Below are 15,348 nucleotides of genomic sequence, written 5' to 3' on the forward strand. Positions count from 1 at the left end.
GGCTAGGGGATTCTTGGTCTGTCGTGGCGTCTGCGCACGGATGCAAGTGCGCGAAGCCGCGCAATCTTAACATGCTGCAACGCCATAAACGGCTCGGTGGTGCGATGCAGCAAATGGCAAAGGCGAGTCAAAAATATCAGTAAAACAACGGATTGAGTGAATCTCCGGGTCTGCTGCATTGTTTCAATTTGTCTATCCATCCCGAATTGGTGGTGCAGACAGGCGCAGGTTGGGGGGAGGCGCGGAAGGGGGCTGCACACGGTAGAATCGCGCACCCCGTCACTGCCGCCGTACCATGACCATCGCCACCATCGAATCCCTCGACCACGAAGGCCGTGGCGTTGCCCATGTCGACGGCAAGACCGTCTTCATCGAGGGCGGGCTGCCGGGCGAGCGCGTCGAGTACCGCGTTCACCGCAGCCGGTCCAGCTATGAGCAGGCCACTGCCGAGCGCATCGTCCGCCCCAGCGCACAGCGCGTGGTGCCGCGTTGCGCGCATTACGGCCTCTGTGGCGGCTGTTCGATGCAGCATCTCGACCCGCTCGCCCAGGCCGCGGCCAAGCAGCGCATTCTGGAAGACGCCCTTTGGCACATCGGCAAACTGCGCGCCGAGCTGATCCTTCCTGCGATCCACGGCCCGGCCTGGGGCTATCGTTACCGCGCCCGGCTCGGCGTGCGGCTGGTGCCGAGCAAGGGCGGCCTGCGCATCGGTTTTCACGAGCGACGCTCCAGCTACATCGTCGACATGCGCGAATGCCCGGTGCTGCCAGCGAGGGTTTCGGCGCTGCTGCCGCGCCTGCGCGAGCTCATCGCCGGACTCTCGATCGCCGATCGCGTACCCCAGGTGGAGATCGCCATCGGCGACGAGGCGACGGTGTTCGTGTTCCGCAATCTGCTGCCGTTCAGCGGCAGCGATGAACAACGCATCGCCGCCTTCGCCGCTGCCGAAGGCATCCAGGCATGGAAGCAGCCGGGCGGGCCGGATACGGCGACGCCGCTGGATCCGGCCGATGATCCTGCGCTGCACTACACCTTGCCCGAGTTCGGGGTGCGGATGGACTTCCGGCCGACCGACTTCACCCAGGTCAATGTGCACATCAACCGCCTGCTGATCCGGCGTTCGCTGCAGCTGCTCGATCCCCGGCCCGGCGAGCGCATCGCCGATCTGTTCTGCGGGCTGGGCAACTTCAGCCTGCCGATTGCCCGCCGCGGGGCGCGGGTGGTCGGCGTCGAGGGCAGCGATGCGCTCGTGGCGCGGGCGCTGGCCAACGCCCGGCGCAACGGCCTGGATGCGCTCACCGAGTTTCACGCCGCCAACCTCTTCGACGCGACCGAGGACAGCCTTGCCGCGCTCGGTCCGCTCGACAAGCTGCTGATCGATCCGCCGCGCGAGGGGGCGATTGCGGTGGTAAAGGCGCTCGGCAGGCAGCAAGGGCCGGCGCGCATCGTCTACGTGTCCTGCAACCCGGCCACGCTTGCCCGCGATGCGGCCGTTCTGGTGCGCGAGAAGGACTACGTGCTGCGCGCTGTGGGGATTGCGAACATGTTCCCGCAGACCTCGCACGTCGAGTCGATCGCGCTCTTCGAGCGGTCCGGAGAGCGCCCCTGAGAGCCGGACGGCCGCCCATGGCGAGGAGGACGGGCCGCAGGGCGGCGGGGGTTCACATTTGCCGCCCTCGCTGCGAGAATGCAGCGCGATGTTTTCTATAATTATTAATACAAAAATATTGTGTCTCCCTTGGACCCCGACACTGCCAACGAACCGAGCCGCGCCCGCAGCGACGCCGAAGCGCCCAATCGCGCCTGGCAACAGCGCAGTCTGGCGAGCGTCTGGCATCCCTGCACGCAGATGCAGCGCGCGCAGAGCGTGCCGCCGTTGCCCATCGCCCGTGCGAGCGGCCCCTGGCTGCAGGACTACGCGGGGGCACGGTATTTCGACGCCAACAGCTCGTGGTGGGTGAACCTCTTCGGCCATGCGGATGCGCGCATCAATGCCGCCCTGCACGCGCAGCTCGATAGCCTGCCGCACGTGATGCTGGCCGGGTGCACGCACGCACCGGCCGTCGAGCTCGCCGAGCGCCTGCGCGCACTCACCGGGGGCGTGCTCGGTCATGCCTTCTATGCCAGCGACGGCGCCTCGGCGGTCGAGATCGCGCTCAAAATGAGCTTTCATGCCTGGCGCAACCTCGGTCATGGCGACAAGCGCGAGTTCGTCTGCGTGCGCCAGGGCTATCATGGCGAGACGCTCGGGGCGCTCGCCGTCACCGACGTGGCCGTGTTTCGCGACGCCTACGATCCGCTGCTGATGCGCGCCCACCTGGTGGCGTCGCCGGATGCGCGGCGTGCCCTTGCGGGCGAATCGGCGGCCGAGCGGGCGGCGCAGGCCCTGGCCGAGGTGCGCGCGCTGTTCGAGGCGCGCCACGCCCACATCGCCGCCTTCATCGTCGAGCCGTTGGTGCAGTGCGCCGCCGGCATGGCGATGCACGACCCGAGCTATCTGCGCGGTCTGCGCGCCTTGTGCGACGAATACGAGGTCCATCTGATCGCCGACGAGATCGCGGTCGGCTGTGGCCGCACGGGCAGCTTCTTCGCCTTCGAACAGGCGGCCCAGCCGGGCGAGGCGCCGCTGTGGCCCGACTTCATCTGCCTGTCCAAGGGCATCAGCGGCGGCTACCTGCCGTTGTCGCTGGTGCTGACGCGGGATCCGATCTACGCGTGCTTTCTCGACGACGACGTGGCGCGTGGCTTCCTGCATTCGCATTCCTACACCGGCAACGCGCTGGCCTGTCGCGCCGCACTGGCCGTGCTCGACCGCTTCGCCACCGATGACGTGCTCGCCCGCAACCGTGGGCTCGCGCCCCTGCTCAGCGCGGCGCTCGCCCCCCTTGCCGACGATACGCGTATCGAGCACCTGCGCCAGCGCGGCATGATCTGGGCGTTCGACGTGCGCGAGGCCCATGCGGGCGAGCGCTTCGCCGAGCGCTTTCACCTCGCCGGTCGTGGCAATGGGCTGCTGATCCGCCCGATTGGCCGCACGGTGTATCTGATGCCGCCCTACGTCCTCGATGCCGAGCTGGCGAGCTGGCTCGCAGAGCGGACCCTGCGCACCCTCGACCAGACCCTGGCCGACTCGGCCCGTATCCCCATTGGCCATGCTGCTCGCACACCTGAACCACCGACTGCGTGAGCGCCGGCAGGCCGCCCTGTGGCGGCGCAGGCGCGTTGCCCGCTCGCCCTGCACGCCGACTCAGCGGCTTGCCGATGGTGCGGGCGGCGAGCGCGCGCTGCTCGGCTTCTGCAGCAACGACTACCTCGGGCTCGCGTCCCATCCCGGACTGGTCGCGGCGCTGGTCGAGGGCGCGCAGCGCTGGGGCGTGGGCAGCGGCGCATCGCATCTGGTGAGTGGCCACAGCGAGGCGCACGATACGCTCGAGGCCGCGCTGGCCGCCTTTCTGGCGCCGTGCATTCCCGATGCTGCGGCGCTCGGCTTTTGCTCGGGCTATATGGCCAATATCGCCCTGCTGACCACGCTGAGCGAGGGCAGGGCGGCGATCTTCGCCGACCGCCTCAACCACGCTTCACTGATCGACGGCGGCCTGCTGGCGGCGGCGAAGATGCGACGCTACCCGCATGGCCGGGTCGATCGGCTCGAGGCCCTGCTGGCGGACTGCGAGGCCGAGATCAAGCTCATCGTCACGGATGCGGTGTTCAGCATGGATGGCGACATCGCGCCGCTGCCCGAGCTGCTGGCGCTGGCCGAGCGTCACGACGCCTGGCTCATCGTGGACGACGCCCACGGCTTCGGCGTACTCGGCGAGGGCGGGCGGGGTACGCTGTCGCATTTCGGCTTGCGCAGCGAGCGCCTCATCTACATGGGCACGCTGGGCAAGGCGGCCGGCGTGAGCGGCGCCTTCGTCGCAGCCCATCCGCTGGTCATCGAGGCCCTGGTGCAGGGCGCGCGCAGCTACATCTACACCACGGCCACCCCGCCGGCGCTCGCCCACGTCCTGCACGCGAGCCTGCAGCTGCTGCGAGGCGAAGAAGGGACGGCGCGGCGCCGCCACCTGGGCGGGCTGATCGATGCGCTGCGCACGCGGCTGACGCAGATCATCGCCAGCCATCCAGGCTGCGCCTGGCGTCTGGCCCCCTCGACCACCCCCATCCAGCCCCTGATCGTCGGCGACAATGCGACCGCGCTGGCGCTGGCGGCGCGCCTCGAGCAGCTCGGGTTATGGGTGCCGGCGATCCGTCCGCCCACCGTGCCGGTCGGCAGTGCGCGCCTGCGCATCACGCTCAGCGCGGCACACAGCCTGGCCGATGTCGATCGACTGTGCGCTGCCCTCGCGCAGCTTGCCGCTGAAGGAGTACCCGCATGAGCGCGCCACTGCATGGCATCTTCGTCACCGGCACCGACACCGAGATCGGCAAGACCCGCATCAGCGCGGCCATCGTCGCCCTGCTCGGCAAGTGCGGCCTGCGCGCGGCCGGGCTGAAGCCGATCGCGGCCGGCACCGAGCTGATCGATGGCGAGCGCATCAACGAGGACGTGCACGCCCTGCGAGCGGCGAGCACGCTGGCGCTGTCCGCCGCCGAGATCTGCCCCTACCAGTTCGATGCCGCCTGCGCCCCCCATGTCGCCGCCCTGCTCGAGGGACGGCAGATCGAACGCGCCACCGTACTCACCGCGGTGGCGGCCGCGGCGGCGCGGGCCGATCGCATCGTTGTCGAGGGGGTGGGGGGCTTTCGCGTGCCGCTGGGCAGGGCAGAGGCGGTGGGTGCGGCCGCTGCCGACTGGGACAGCGCCGACCTGGCCACGGATCTCGGCCTGCCGGTGCTGCTGGTGGTCGGCCTGCGCCTGGGCTGCATCAACCATGCCCTGCTCACCGCCGAGTCGATCCGCGCCCGCGGCCTGCGCCTGTGCGGCTGGGTCGCGAACACGGTCGATGCCGGCATGCCGCATGTCGCCCACAATCTCGACGCCCTGGCCCGCGGGCTGGGCGATGCGCCCTGCCTGGGGCTGGTGCCCCGCCTGCCGGTGCCCAGCCCCGATGCGATCGCGCCCTATCTCAACGTGCCGGCGCTGCACACGATTTTCAACACACAAGACCACGTAACGGAGACCCCATGAGCACTGTCGCCACCATTTCGCCCGATTCGCTGCGTCGCAGCGCGACGACCCTGCAGCCTGCCGCGCCGGCGACCGTCCGCTGGTCGGTGGAGGCGGTCGAGGCCTTGTTCGCACTGCCCTTCATGGATCTCGTGTTCCGCGCCCAGCAGGTGCATCGCGAGCACTTCGACCCGTGCGAGGTGCAGCTGTCCACGCTGCTGTCGATCAAGACCGGCGGCTGCGCCGAGGACTGCGGCTACTGCTCGCAATCGGCCCATTTCGACACCGAGGTCAAGGCCGAGAAGCTGATGGCGGTCGACGAGGTGATCGCCGCCGCACGTGCGGCCAAGGCCCAGGGCGCCAGCCGCTTCTGCATGGGCGCGGCCTGGCGCTCGCCCAAGGCGCGCGACATGGAGCGTGTGACCACCATGGTGCGCGAGGTGAAGGCGCTGGGCATGGAAACCTGCATGACCCTGGGCATGCTCGACCAGGGCCAGGCGCAGTCGCTCAAGGAGGCCGGCCTCGACTACTACAACCACAACCTCGACACCGCGCCCGAGTACTACGGCAAGGTCATCGGCACGCGCACCTACCAGGACCGCCTGGACACGCTCGACAACGTGCGCTCGGCCGGCATCAACGTGTGCAGCGGCGGCATCGTCGGCATGGGCGAGACGCGCAGCCACCGCGCCGGCCTGATCGCCCAGCTGGCCAAGCTCGAGCCGTGCCCGGAGTCGGTGCCGATCAACAACCTGGTGCCCATCCCCGGCACGCCGCTGGCCGGCGTCGATCCCATCGACCCCTTCGAATTCGTGCGCACGATCGCGGTGGCCCGCATCACCATGCCCACCAGCTACGTGCGCCTGTCGGCCGGGCGCGAGCAGATGGACGAGGCGCTGCAGGCCCTGTGCTTCATGGCCGGTGCCAACTCGATCTTCTACGGCGACCACCTGTTGACCACGCCCAACCCCCAGACCGGGCGCGACCGCAGCCTGCTCGAGCGGCTCGACATGCGCATCCAGGGCCAGGACGCCTGATGCAGGCGGCCGCCTGCGTGCCCGCTTCGATCTGGCCCGCGGGCATGATCGATGCAGCTTTCCTGCAAGACCCGTATCCGGCCTATCGCGCCTTGCGCGAGGCCGGACCGGTGCATTGGAGCGAGGACTTCTTCCAGGGCGCGTGGCTGCTCAGCCGCCATGCAGATGTCGAGTTCGCGCTGCGCGACCCCTGTTTCTCGGCACAGCGCACCGGCGGCTGGGTGAAACGCATCGACGCTGCGGACGCGGGCCGCGCAGCGAGGCGGGCCCTGGCTGGCGAGCGGCTGTTCGAGCACCTGTTCGCGCGCGCGATGGTGTTCCTCGATGCGCCCGACCATGCGCGCATCCGCCGCGTCATGGCCGCAGGCTTCCATCCGGCCTCCATCCGCGCGCTGGCGCCGCAGATCGAGGCGCTCACCGCCGAGATCCTCGACGGCCTGGCTGGGCGCGACGGCTTCGATTTCATCGAGGCGGTCGCCCGCCCGCTGCCATCGCGGGTCATCGCCCTGCTGCTCGGCGTCGAGCGCGCGGACGAGGCCCGCTTCATCGCCTGGTCGGAGGACCTGGCGGCCTTCATCGGTGCGCCGCAGCCCTCGTCCGATGCGCTGTTGCGCGCCCAGCGCAGCCTGCTCGAGCTGGTGCGCTACTTCGAGGCCTTGCTGCCGGCGCGCCGCGCTGCGCCCGGGCAGGACCTCGTCAGCCGCCTGGTGCTCGCGGAGCAGGCCGGGCTGATCCGTACCGACGCCGAGCTGCTCGCCCAGTGCGCGATGCTGCTGTTCGCCGGCCACGAAACCACGCGCAACCTGCTTGGCAACGGGCTCCAGACGCTCTTGTCGCACCCGGCACAGTGGACGCAGCTGCGCGCCAGGCCGGAGCTGCTGCCGGGGGCCCTGCGCGAGCTGCTGCGCTACGAGAGTCCGGTGCAATACACCGGCCGCCGTGTTGCGCGCGAGCTGCAACTGCACGGGCACAGCTTGCGCCGGGGCGAGCTCGTCATCGCCCTGACCGGCGCGGCCAACCGCGACCCCGCGCGCTACGCCGATCCCGATGTGTTCGACATCACCCGCCGCGACGGCAGCCACCTGTCCTTCGGCAGCGGACCCCACGTGTGCATCGGCGCCGGGCTGTCGATGCTGGAGGCGGAGATCGTGCTACGCCAGGTCATGCAGCGCTGGCCTGCGCTGCGGCTGACGGGGGCGACGCCGCAATGGAACGGCAACGCCGCCTTGCGCGGGCTGGCGAGTCTGCCGCTGTGCGTCGACCCGGCCGGGCCTGCCGCGCTGGCGCGCGACCCATCCCCCAGGGGCGACGACACCGCGGTCGGTCAGGCGGCCGCGGCGCAATGCGCGGCAGGAGTGCTTGCGCTATAATCCGCGGCCTTGCGGAGGCGTGGCAGAGCGGTTGAATGCAACGGTCTTGAAAACCGTCAGGGGTATGCGCCCCTCGTGAGTTCGAATCTCACCGCCTCCGCCAGCCACCATTCGCATGCTTGTCGCTGCTGCGCGCCCTTCGGTCGGGCGTACGGCAAGCACCCATCGCCCTTTACCTTGCCGGGCAAAACCGCCGCAATCGAGCTTTCTCCCTTCGCCAGCCGGCCCGCGTGAAGCGGGCGCGGCCGCGTTACGGTGGCGCGCAGCCGCGATTGGTGCGGGTGATCAACCCAGCTCGCGGTTTGAAAATCGGGGTCGGCGCTGCTATATCTTTGTCATGCGCATGGCTGCCGATGACACGCAGACTGCATTGAACGTTGCGTTGAGCGCCCGACCCGCAGCCACCTGTGCGGGCAGATTTCACACCCTTTTGGCTTGTCGGCAAGCGGTTGCAGCAGTTCGTGGAGGGGGTGGGCGTGGCGATCGATGCGTGCGGACTTTTTCTCGACGAGGGCCCCGATGCCGTCCTGGTGGTCGATCCGCAGGGGACGGTGCTGTACTGGGGCGAGCGTGCCGAAGCGATCTTCGGCTACCGCGCGGACGAGGTGGTGGGACGCGCGCTGAGCGAAATCCTGGTGCCCGCCGACGGCCTCGACGACGAGCGCGAGATGATGCGCGAGGTGCTCGAGAACGGCTACGCCGCGGTCGAATTGCTGTGCCGGCGCAAGGACGGTTCGCTCCTCTACGTCTCCATCCTGTGCCGGACGGTGCCGGACGCCGCGGGTCAGGTCGAATACGTGGTTGTCAACAACAGGGACGTGACCCAGCTCAAGGTCGCCCGCGACGCGAAGCTGATGGATGCGCGCTATAGCAACCTGCTCGAATCCATGCCGGACGGGATCGTGATGATCAATGCGGCCGGGCATATCGTGTTCTCGAACAGTCAGGCCGAGGCCATGTTCGGCTATGCCCCGGGCGCGCTGCACGGCAGGACGGTCGAGATGTTGTTGCCCGATCGCTTCCGCAGTGCGCACGTGCGGCATCGCGTCACCTATTTCAGCCAGCTGCGCACGCGCACGATGGGAAGCGGCCTGGAGCTGTTCGGCCTGCGCCAGGACGGAACGGAGTTCCCCGTCGAGATCAGCCTGAGTCCGCTCGCGACCGACGAGGGCGCCTTCGTCATGAGCGCAATCCGCGATGTCAGCGAGCGAAAGAAGGCCGAGCAGAAGTTCCGCGGTCTGCTCGAGTCGGCCCCCGATGCGATGGTCATCGTCGATCGCGCCGGCCGCATCGTGCTGGTCAACACCCAGGCCGAGAGGCTGTTCGGCTACACGCGTACGGAGCTTGCCGACGAGTCGATCGAGATGCTTCTACCCGAGCGCTACCGCGGACAACACCCGGGCCACCGCAAGGCCTTCTTCGCCGATCCGCGCGTCCGTCCTATGGGGGTGGGGCTGGAGCTGTACGGCAGGCGCAAGAACGGCGACGAGTTCCCGGTCGAGATCAGCCTGAGCCCGCTCGAGACCGAGGACGGGACGCTGGTGTCGAGTGCCATCCGCGACATCACCGAGCGCAAGCGCTTCGAGTGCGCATTGCAGCAGAAGAACGTCGAACTGGCGCGGGCGAACGCGGCCAAGGACCACTTCCTCGCCAACATGAGTCACGAGCTGCGCACGCCGCTCAATGCGATCATCGGCTTCACCGGCACGCTGCTGATGAAGCTGCCGGGGCCGCTCAACGAGGCCCAGCAAAAGCAGTTGCGCACGGTGCAATCGAGCGCGCAGCATCTGCTCGCGCTGATCAACGACCTGCTCGACATCGCGAAAATCGAGGCGGGCAAGATCGAACTGAGCCTCGACATGATCGACTGCCGGGCGCTCATCGACGACATCGTCGGCACCTTGCGCCCCGAGGCCGAGCGCCGTGGCCTCGACCTGCGCATCGAGACGCCGCGCGGAGCCTGCCCGCTCAGCACCGACCGGCGCGCGTTCAGCCAGATCGTGATCAACCTCGTGCAGAACGCCATCAAGTTCACCGAGAATGGTTCCGTGGTCCTGCGCCTGGCGCGGCGGCGGGAGGGCGAGGCGGGGATCATCGCGGTGACCGTGAGCGACACCGGCGTGGGGATCAGCGAGGAGGACCAGACACGCCTGTTCGCGCCCTTCTCGCGCATCAGCGCGAAGCGCGGCAAGGGCGCAGAGGGCACCGGGCTCGGCCTGCACCTCAGCCAGAAACTCGCGCAGGCGCTGGGTGGCCGGATCACGGTGCACAGCTTGCCGGGCCAGGGCAGCAGCTTCACACTCCTGTTGCCGGAGCAATGACCATGGCTGCCCGCATCGTGATCGTCGATGACAACGACGCCAACCTGGAACTCGTCGGCTATCTGCTGGCGGCCGGTGGCCACACGGTGCTGCGCGCCGAGGACGGGGAGCAGGCGCTTGCGCTGGTGCATCAGCTGCCCCGCCCGGACCTCGTCATCAGCGACCTGCGGATGCCGGTCATGGACGGCTTCGAGCTGCTCAGCCGGATCCGTCAGGACGCGACCCTGGACGCGCTCCCGGTGATCGCGGTCACCGCCTTCTCGATGGCGGCCGATCGCACGCGCGTGATGCATGCCGGCTTCGACGGCTACCTTTCCAAGCCCATCGTGCCCGAGACCTTCCTCGGCGAGGTCGACGCTTTCCTGCAGGCCGGGCGGCGCCCCGCGGGTTCGTCGTCGGGGCCGTAGAGGAGCAAGCCCATGGCGAAGATTCTGATCGTCGATGACCATCCGGCGAATCGCGAGCTGATCGCCACCCTTGCCGGCTACGATGGTCACGACACCTTCGAGGCTGGCGACGGCGCCGAGGGACTCGCCATCGTGCGTGCCGAGCGCCCGCAACTGGTGATCTGCGACATCCTGATGCCGACGATGGACGGGTACGAATTCGTGCGTCAGCTGCGCGCGGATCCGGCGATTGCCGACACCCACGTGATGTTCTACACCGCGAACTACCATGAACGCGAGGCGCGCAACCTGGCGACGATTCTTGGCGTGTCGCGCATCCTGGTCAAACCCTCCGGCCCCGAGGCGATCCTTGCGGCCATCGACGAGGCCCTCGCGCACGAGACCAAGGGCGCCCCCGTGGGCGCCGACGAGGCGTTCGAGCGCGAGCATCTGCGCGTGCTCACTGACAAGCTGGCCGAGAAGGCCACCGAACTCGAGCGTGCCAACCAGCGCCTCGCGGCCCTTACCGAGCTGAACCTGCAGCTGTCGGCCGAGCGGGACACCGCGGTGCTGCTCAACAAGGTATGCCAGGGCGCGCGCGAGCTGACGGGCGCGCGCTACGCGATTCTGTGCTTCGAGCACCGTGGCAACGGCCGATCGATATTCGTGCTCGGTTATGGGCTGTCGCCCGAGCACGCGCATCGGCTGCAGGGCCGCCGATTCGACGAAGGGCCCTTCGAGCGCGTGCTCGCCGAGCGCCGACCCGTGCGCTTCGTCAATTCCGACGGTCGGCCCGAGGGCGTGGGGCTGCCGAGCGACTTTCCCGCCGTGCACTGCGGCGTTGCAGCGCCGATCGCCTCGGCAACCTCGGTGTTTGGCTGGGTCTGCCTGCTGGACAAGCTTGGGGCCTCGGAATTCACCGCCGAGGACGAGTGGATCTCGAGCGCCCATGCGGCGCAGGCCGGTCACATCTACGAGAACTGGAGCCTCTACGGCCAGCTCGAACGGCGGGCGGCCGACCTCGCCGGCGAGGTCGCGACCCGTGAGCGTGCCGAGGGACAACTGCGGCGCGTGTTACGTGCCCGCAGGGTGATGGCCGAGTGCAACCGTACCCTGGTGCGCGTCACCGACGAGCGTCAGCTGCTTGATGAAATGTGCGGTTTTCTCGTCACGCTGGGCAGCTACGGCTCGGCCTGGATAGGGATGGCGCGGCATGATGCGGACTGCACGATCGAGACCGTCGCGAGCGCGGGGGACCACACCGGCCTGCTGAAGGCCTTCCGCTTCTCGTGGGCCGACGACGAGTTCGGCCGCGGCCCGGCGGGCGAGGCGGTGCGCACCGGCAAACCTCAGGTCGTGCATGACATCGTCAGCGACCCGCGTGTCTTGCGCTGGCGGGCGGCGGCGCTCGAGCGTGGCTTCAATGCCGCGGCTGCGCTGCCGCTGGCCTACGAATCCGACACCTTTGGCGTGCTCTGCATCGTCGCGGCCGAGAAGGAGGCCTTCGACGCCGACGAGGTCGAACTCCTCGTCGAGCTCGCCGATGACATCGCCTACGGCATCCACACCCTGCGCGCGCGCGCCGCGCAGCTGTGCACCGAGGCGACGCTGAGACTGCACAATCGTGCGATCGAGGAGAGCATCAACGCGATTGTCATCAGCGCGGCCGACCCGGCGGCGGACAATCCGATTCTCTACGTGAATCCCGCTTTCACGCAGATGACCGGTTATGGGTCCGACGAGGCGATCGGTCGCAATGCGCGCCTGCTGATCGCGCGCGACTGGGCGCAAGCCGACATCGAGCGCCTGCGCGAGGCCGTGCGCTGGGGGCGCGATGCCCGCGTGACGCTGCGCTGCTACCGCAAGGACGGCAGCTTGTTCTGGAACGAGATCGCACTCGCCTCGGTGCGCGATCACGGTGGCCGGGTGACGCATTTCATCGCCATCCTGAATGATCTGACCGAACGCATGCGCTACGAGGAACAGCTCGAGCGGCAGGCCAATCACGACGCGCTGACCGGCCTGGCCAACCGCAACCTCCTCAACGACCGCCTGCACCAGGCGATCGTCCATGGCGAGCGCAGTGCCTGCGCGGTGGCCGTGATGCTGCTCGACCTGGATCGCTTCAAGCTCGTCAACGACAACCTCGGCCATGCTGTTGGCGACGAGCTGATCTGCGAGGTCGCGCGCCGTCTCGCCGCTTGCGTGCGCCAGGGCGACACGGTGGCACGGCTGGGTGGGGACGAGTTCATGATCGTGCTGTCGGAACTCAGCGCAGAAGATGACGCGGCGACCATCGCGTCCAAGGTGCTGGTGGCCGTGGCTGCACCAATGCGGCTGTCGGGGCATGACCTGGTCGTCAACGGTAGCCTGGGCGTGTCGCTCTACCCGCGTGACGGTGCGATCGCCGCGACCCTGGTGCGGAACGCGGATGTCGCGATGTACCGCGCCAAGGATCTCGGCGGCAATCGCTTCCAGTTCTACGCCCCTGAGATGAACGCGCGCACGCTCGAGCGGCTCGAGCTCGAGAACGGTTTGCGCCACGCGCTCGAACACGACGAGCTGGAGCTGCACTACCAGCCCAAGGTCGAGCTGCTGACCGGCTGCGTCGTCGGCGCCGAAGCGCTGATCCGTTGGCGCCACCCGTCGCTGGGGCTGATGCCGCCCGGCGACTTCATCCCCCTTGCGGAGGAGACCGGGCTGATCGTACCGATTGGTGAGTGGGTCATCGCCACGGCCTGCCGGCAACTGAGCGAATGGCGCGAGCAGGGCTTGCGCGAGGTGAGCGTCGCGGTGAATGTGTCGGCCCGCCAGTTCCAGCACGAGAACCTCGTCGGCGTGCTCAAGGCGGCGCTGTGCTCGTCGGGCGTTGCGCCGCAGCAGCTGCATGTCGAGGTCACCGAGAGCAGTGTGATGCGCAGTCCCGAGGCCACCATCGTGACGCTACGGGCCCTCAAGGCGCTCGGCGTGCAGATCTCGCTGGACGACTTCGGCACCGGCTACTCGAGCCTGAACTACCTCAAGCGCTTTCCCATCGACAGCCTCAAGATCGACCGGGCCTTCGTGACCGACCTCACCACCTCGCCCGAGGACGCCGCAATCGCGCTGATGGTGATCTCGCTCACGCACAGTCTCGGCCAGACGGTGGTGGCCGAAGGGGTCGAGACACAGGCCCAGCTCGACTTCCTGCGCCGCCACCACTGCGACCAGATGCAGGGCTACCTGTTCAGCCGTCCGCTCGAGGCGCACGCCTTCGCCGGCTTGGTGCGCGACGGCCGTAGGCTGAGTCCGGGCCAGTAGCAGTGGGTGCGGTAGGCCGCCGCGTGGCGCTGCATCGCAGCGGCGCACGGGACGAGGGCAGCGAGCGCCGCCGCTTTCCGCTCCTCGCCCCCCCACGCCTCATTTCAGCGTGTCCTCCAGATGCCGGATCAGTTCGCGCAACTCGGTCGAGGTCTGGTGCAGGCGCGAAGCCGCCTCGCCCACCGACTGCACGCTGCTCGTGGTCTCCTCGACGGACGCCGAGATCCGCTCCATGCTCGAGGCGACCTCGTTTGATGCCAGCGACTGCTGGCGCAGCATCTCCGTCACTTCGGTGGAGTAGGTCGTCGCCTCGCGGCTCGCATCCCAGATGCCCTGCAGCGCCACGCTGCTTTCCTGGATCTCGCCGGTGGCGCGCTGGACCTCGCCGGCGGTCGCGTTCATGGTGTCGACCGCCGTCTTCGACAGGCGGATGATCTCGCTCACCGCGCGGCCGATGTCATCGGTGCTGACCCGGGTGCGCTCGGCCAGTTCGCGCACCTCGTCGGCCACGACCGCGAAGCCGCGCCCCTGTTCGCCCGCGCGCGCCGCCTCGATGGCTGCATTGAGCGCCAGCAGGTTGGTCTGCTGGGCGATGCCGTTGATCGCCTGCGAGACGCGGCTGATCAATTCGACCGAGGCGTTCACCTCCATGATGTTCGCCTGGGAGCGCGACACCACATCCACCAGTTGGTGGCTGTGCTGGATGCCGGACTCCATGGTCTTCATGGCGCCGCTGGCGCTTTCCTCGGTCCGCCTGACCGAGTTCATGCTGCGTTCGGTATTGGTGGCGACGTCGCGGATGGCCGCGCTCATCTCCTCCATCGCACTGGCAACCTGGACGACGTTCTCGCTCTGGATGCTGGTGGCCCGCATCAGATTGCGCATCGCCTCGTCGAGCTCGTGCGAGCGCTGCTCCACCTCGTGTGCGTTGATCAGCACGTCGGCAAACATCGCGCGCATGTGGATGCGCATGACCTCGAGCTCGGCGAACAACGCGCGCAGCGGGCCGCCCGGCGCCTCGATCCGGCGTGCCAGCCGGCCTTCGTCGAGGTCGCGAATGCGCTGCTGCAACTGGCTCAGGCGGCTCAGGCATTGAGCGTGGAGGTATACGGCACTGAGCAGCGCAGCCAGTGCCGCCAGCACGCCGAGCACGACGCCGGTGCGCCCGCCGGCGAGCGCGGCACCCAGCGCCAGCGCGGCCAGCGCGAGGGCCACCAGCCACACCACCAGGGCCGGATCGAGTTTGGGCTTCGCATTGCGTGTCCGCGGGAAGGTCGCCTGCTTGTTGCGCACTGCGGTGTAGAGCGCCTCGGCCGCGGCGACCTCGTCGCGCTGCGGCGGATTGCGGACGGACTGGTATCCCACGCAATGGCCGTTCACAAGGATGGGCGTGACGAAGGCCTCGACCCAGTAGTGGTCGCCGTTCTTCGCCCGGTTCTTCACCAGCCCGCGCCAGGCCTCGCCACGCTTGACGGTATTCCACAGATCCTCGAAGGCCTCTGGCGGCATGTCGGGGTGGCGGACGACGTTGTGGTTCTTGCCCAGCAACTCGTCGCGGGTGAAGCCGCTGATGTCGACGAAGGACTGATTGACGTAGGTGATCGCGCCCTTCATGTCGGTCTTGGTGACGATCGGCTTGCCCGGCTGGAGGAAGACCTCGCGCTGGCTTACGGGAAGATTGACCTTCAAGGGGAACTCCTTTTGCACACAGACGACCATTACGGTTGTGCTCCGCAATCCTTTAGCCCTGAGTCACCCTTGTTCCATGCTTCGGAACTGCGCACGAGGGGATCGGGCGATAATCCGCCATCCCGCACGCCTCGGATC

The 15,348-nt window shown here is 68.4% G+C and carries 10 protein-coding genes and 1 tRNA gene; 10 read left to right on the forward strand and 1 reads right to left on the reverse strand.

The genetic code is table 11. From position 1 onward, the window contains the following. The first annotated feature begins 295 nt into the window (after positions 1-295). From rlmD to PLC66_RS01735, 10 genes are all read left to right on the forward strand, one after another. The gene (gene rlmD, locus PLC66_RS01690) at positions 296-1,609 is read left to right on the forward strand and encodes a 23S rRNA (uracil(1939)-C(5))-methyltransferase RlmD (protein ID WP_324537272.1); all 1,314 of its coding nucleotides are present in this window, start codon (positions 296-298) and stop codon (positions 1,607-1,609) included. A 129-nt stretch (positions 1,610-1,738) separates the two neighbouring features. After that, positions 1,739-3,187 carry an adenosylmethionine--8-amino-7-oxononanoate transaminase gene (gene bioA, locus PLC66_RS01695; RefSeq protein ID WP_503012164.1) on the forward strand — a complete coding sequence of 483 codons (1,449 nt, stop codon included), beginning with the start codon at positions 1,739-1,741 and terminating at the stop codon, positions 3,185-3,187. Continuing rightward, entirely contained in the window at positions 3,153-4,376 is a 1,224-nt protein-coding gene (gene bioF, locus PLC66_RS01700; RefSeq protein WP_324537274.1) for an 8-amino-7-oxononanoate synthase, read from the forward strand. The genes bioA and bioF overlap by 35 nt, the downstream gene beginning before the upstream one ends. Continuing rightward, positions 4,373-5,128: a dethiobiotin synthase gene (bioD, locus tag PLC66_RS01705; RefSeq protein ID WP_324537276.1), complete on the forward strand. Its 756-nt coding sequence runs from the start codon at positions 4,373-4,375 to the stop codon at positions 5,126-5,128. The genes bioF and bioD overlap by 4 nt, the downstream gene beginning before the upstream one ends. Further along, a complete protein-coding gene (gene bioB / locus PLC66_RS01710; RefSeq protein WP_324537278.1) occupies positions 5,125-6,144 on the forward strand; it encodes a biotin synthase BioB in 1,020 nt (339 codons plus the stop codon). Before bioD ends, bioB begins: the two co-directional genes overlap by 4 nt. Next, positions 6,144-7,514: a cytochrome P450 gene (locus PLC66_RS01715; RefSeq protein ID WP_324537281.1), complete on the forward strand. Its 1,371-nt coding sequence runs from the start codon at positions 6,144-6,146 to the stop codon at positions 7,512-7,514. The genes bioB and PLC66_RS01715 overlap by 1 nt, the downstream gene beginning before the upstream one ends. 13 nt (positions 7,515-7,527) lie before the next feature. Next, a tRNA-Ser gene (locus tag PLC66_RS01720) sits at positions 7,528-7,617 on the forward strand. 373 nt (positions 7,618-7,990) lie between these two features. Then, positions 7,991-9,835 carry a PAS domain-containing sensor histidine kinase gene (locus PLC66_RS01725; protein WP_324537283.1) on the forward strand — a complete coding sequence of 615 codons (1,845 nt, stop codon included), beginning with the start codon at positions 7,991-7,993 and terminating at the stop codon, positions 9,833-9,835. Positions 9,836-9,837: 2 nt separating this feature from the next. Next, on the forward strand, positions 9,838-10,242 hold the full coding sequence (locus PLC66_RS01730; protein ID WP_324537285.1) for a response regulator: 405 nt from the start codon (positions 9,838-9,840) through the stop codon (positions 10,240-10,242). A 12-nt stretch (positions 10,243-10,254) separates the two neighbouring features. After that, positions 10,255-13,521 (forward strand): EAL domain-containing protein, encoded by a 3,267-nt coding sequence (locus PLC66_RS01735; RefSeq protein WP_324537287.1) that lies wholly within the window; start codon positions 10,255-10,257, stop codon positions 13,519-13,521. A gap of 99 nt (positions 13,522-13,620) precedes the next feature. Here the strand turns inward: PLC66_RS01735 and PLC66_RS01740 are convergent, their stop codons facing one another. Beyond that, the gene (locus PLC66_RS01740) at positions 13,621-15,210 is read right to left on the reverse strand and encodes a methyl-accepting chemotaxis protein (RefSeq protein WP_324537289.1); all 1,590 of its coding nucleotides are present in this window, start codon (positions 15,208-15,210) and stop codon (positions 13,621-13,623) included. Between the last annotated feature and the right edge of the window lie 138 nt (positions 15,211-15,348).

Source organism: Thauera sp. (assembly GCF_035444905.1).
Classification (GTDB): Bacteria; Pseudomonadota; Gammaproteobacteria; order Burkholderiales; family Rhodocyclaceae; genus Thauera.

Coding starts and splice junctions, on each gene's coding strand:
- bioF (WP_324537274.1), top strand. CDS start 3,153: ATGCTGCTCGCACACCTGAACCACCGACTGCGTGAGCGCCGGCAGGCC.
- PLC66_RS01735 (WP_324537287.1), top strand. CDS start 10,255: ATGGCGAAGATTCTGATCGTCGATGACCATCCGGCGAATCGCGAGCTG.
- bioB (WP_324537278.1), top strand. CDS start 5,125: ATGAGCACTGTCGCCACCATTTCGCCCGATTCGCTGCGTCGCAGCGCG.
- rlmD (WP_324537272.1), top strand. CDS start 296: ATGACCATCGCCACCATCGAATCCCTCGACCACGAAGGCCGTGGCGTT.
- PLC66_RS01730 (WP_324537285.1), top strand. CDS start 9,838: ATGGCTGCCCGCATCGTGATCGTCGATGACAACGACGCCAACCTGGAA.
- PLC66_RS01715 (WP_324537281.1), top strand. CDS start 6,144: ATGCAGGCGGCCGCCTGCGTGCCCGCTTCGATCTGGCCCGCGGGCATG.
- bioD (WP_324537276.1), top strand. CDS start 4,373: ATGAGCGCGCCACTGCATGGCATCTTCGTCACCGGCACCGACACCGAG.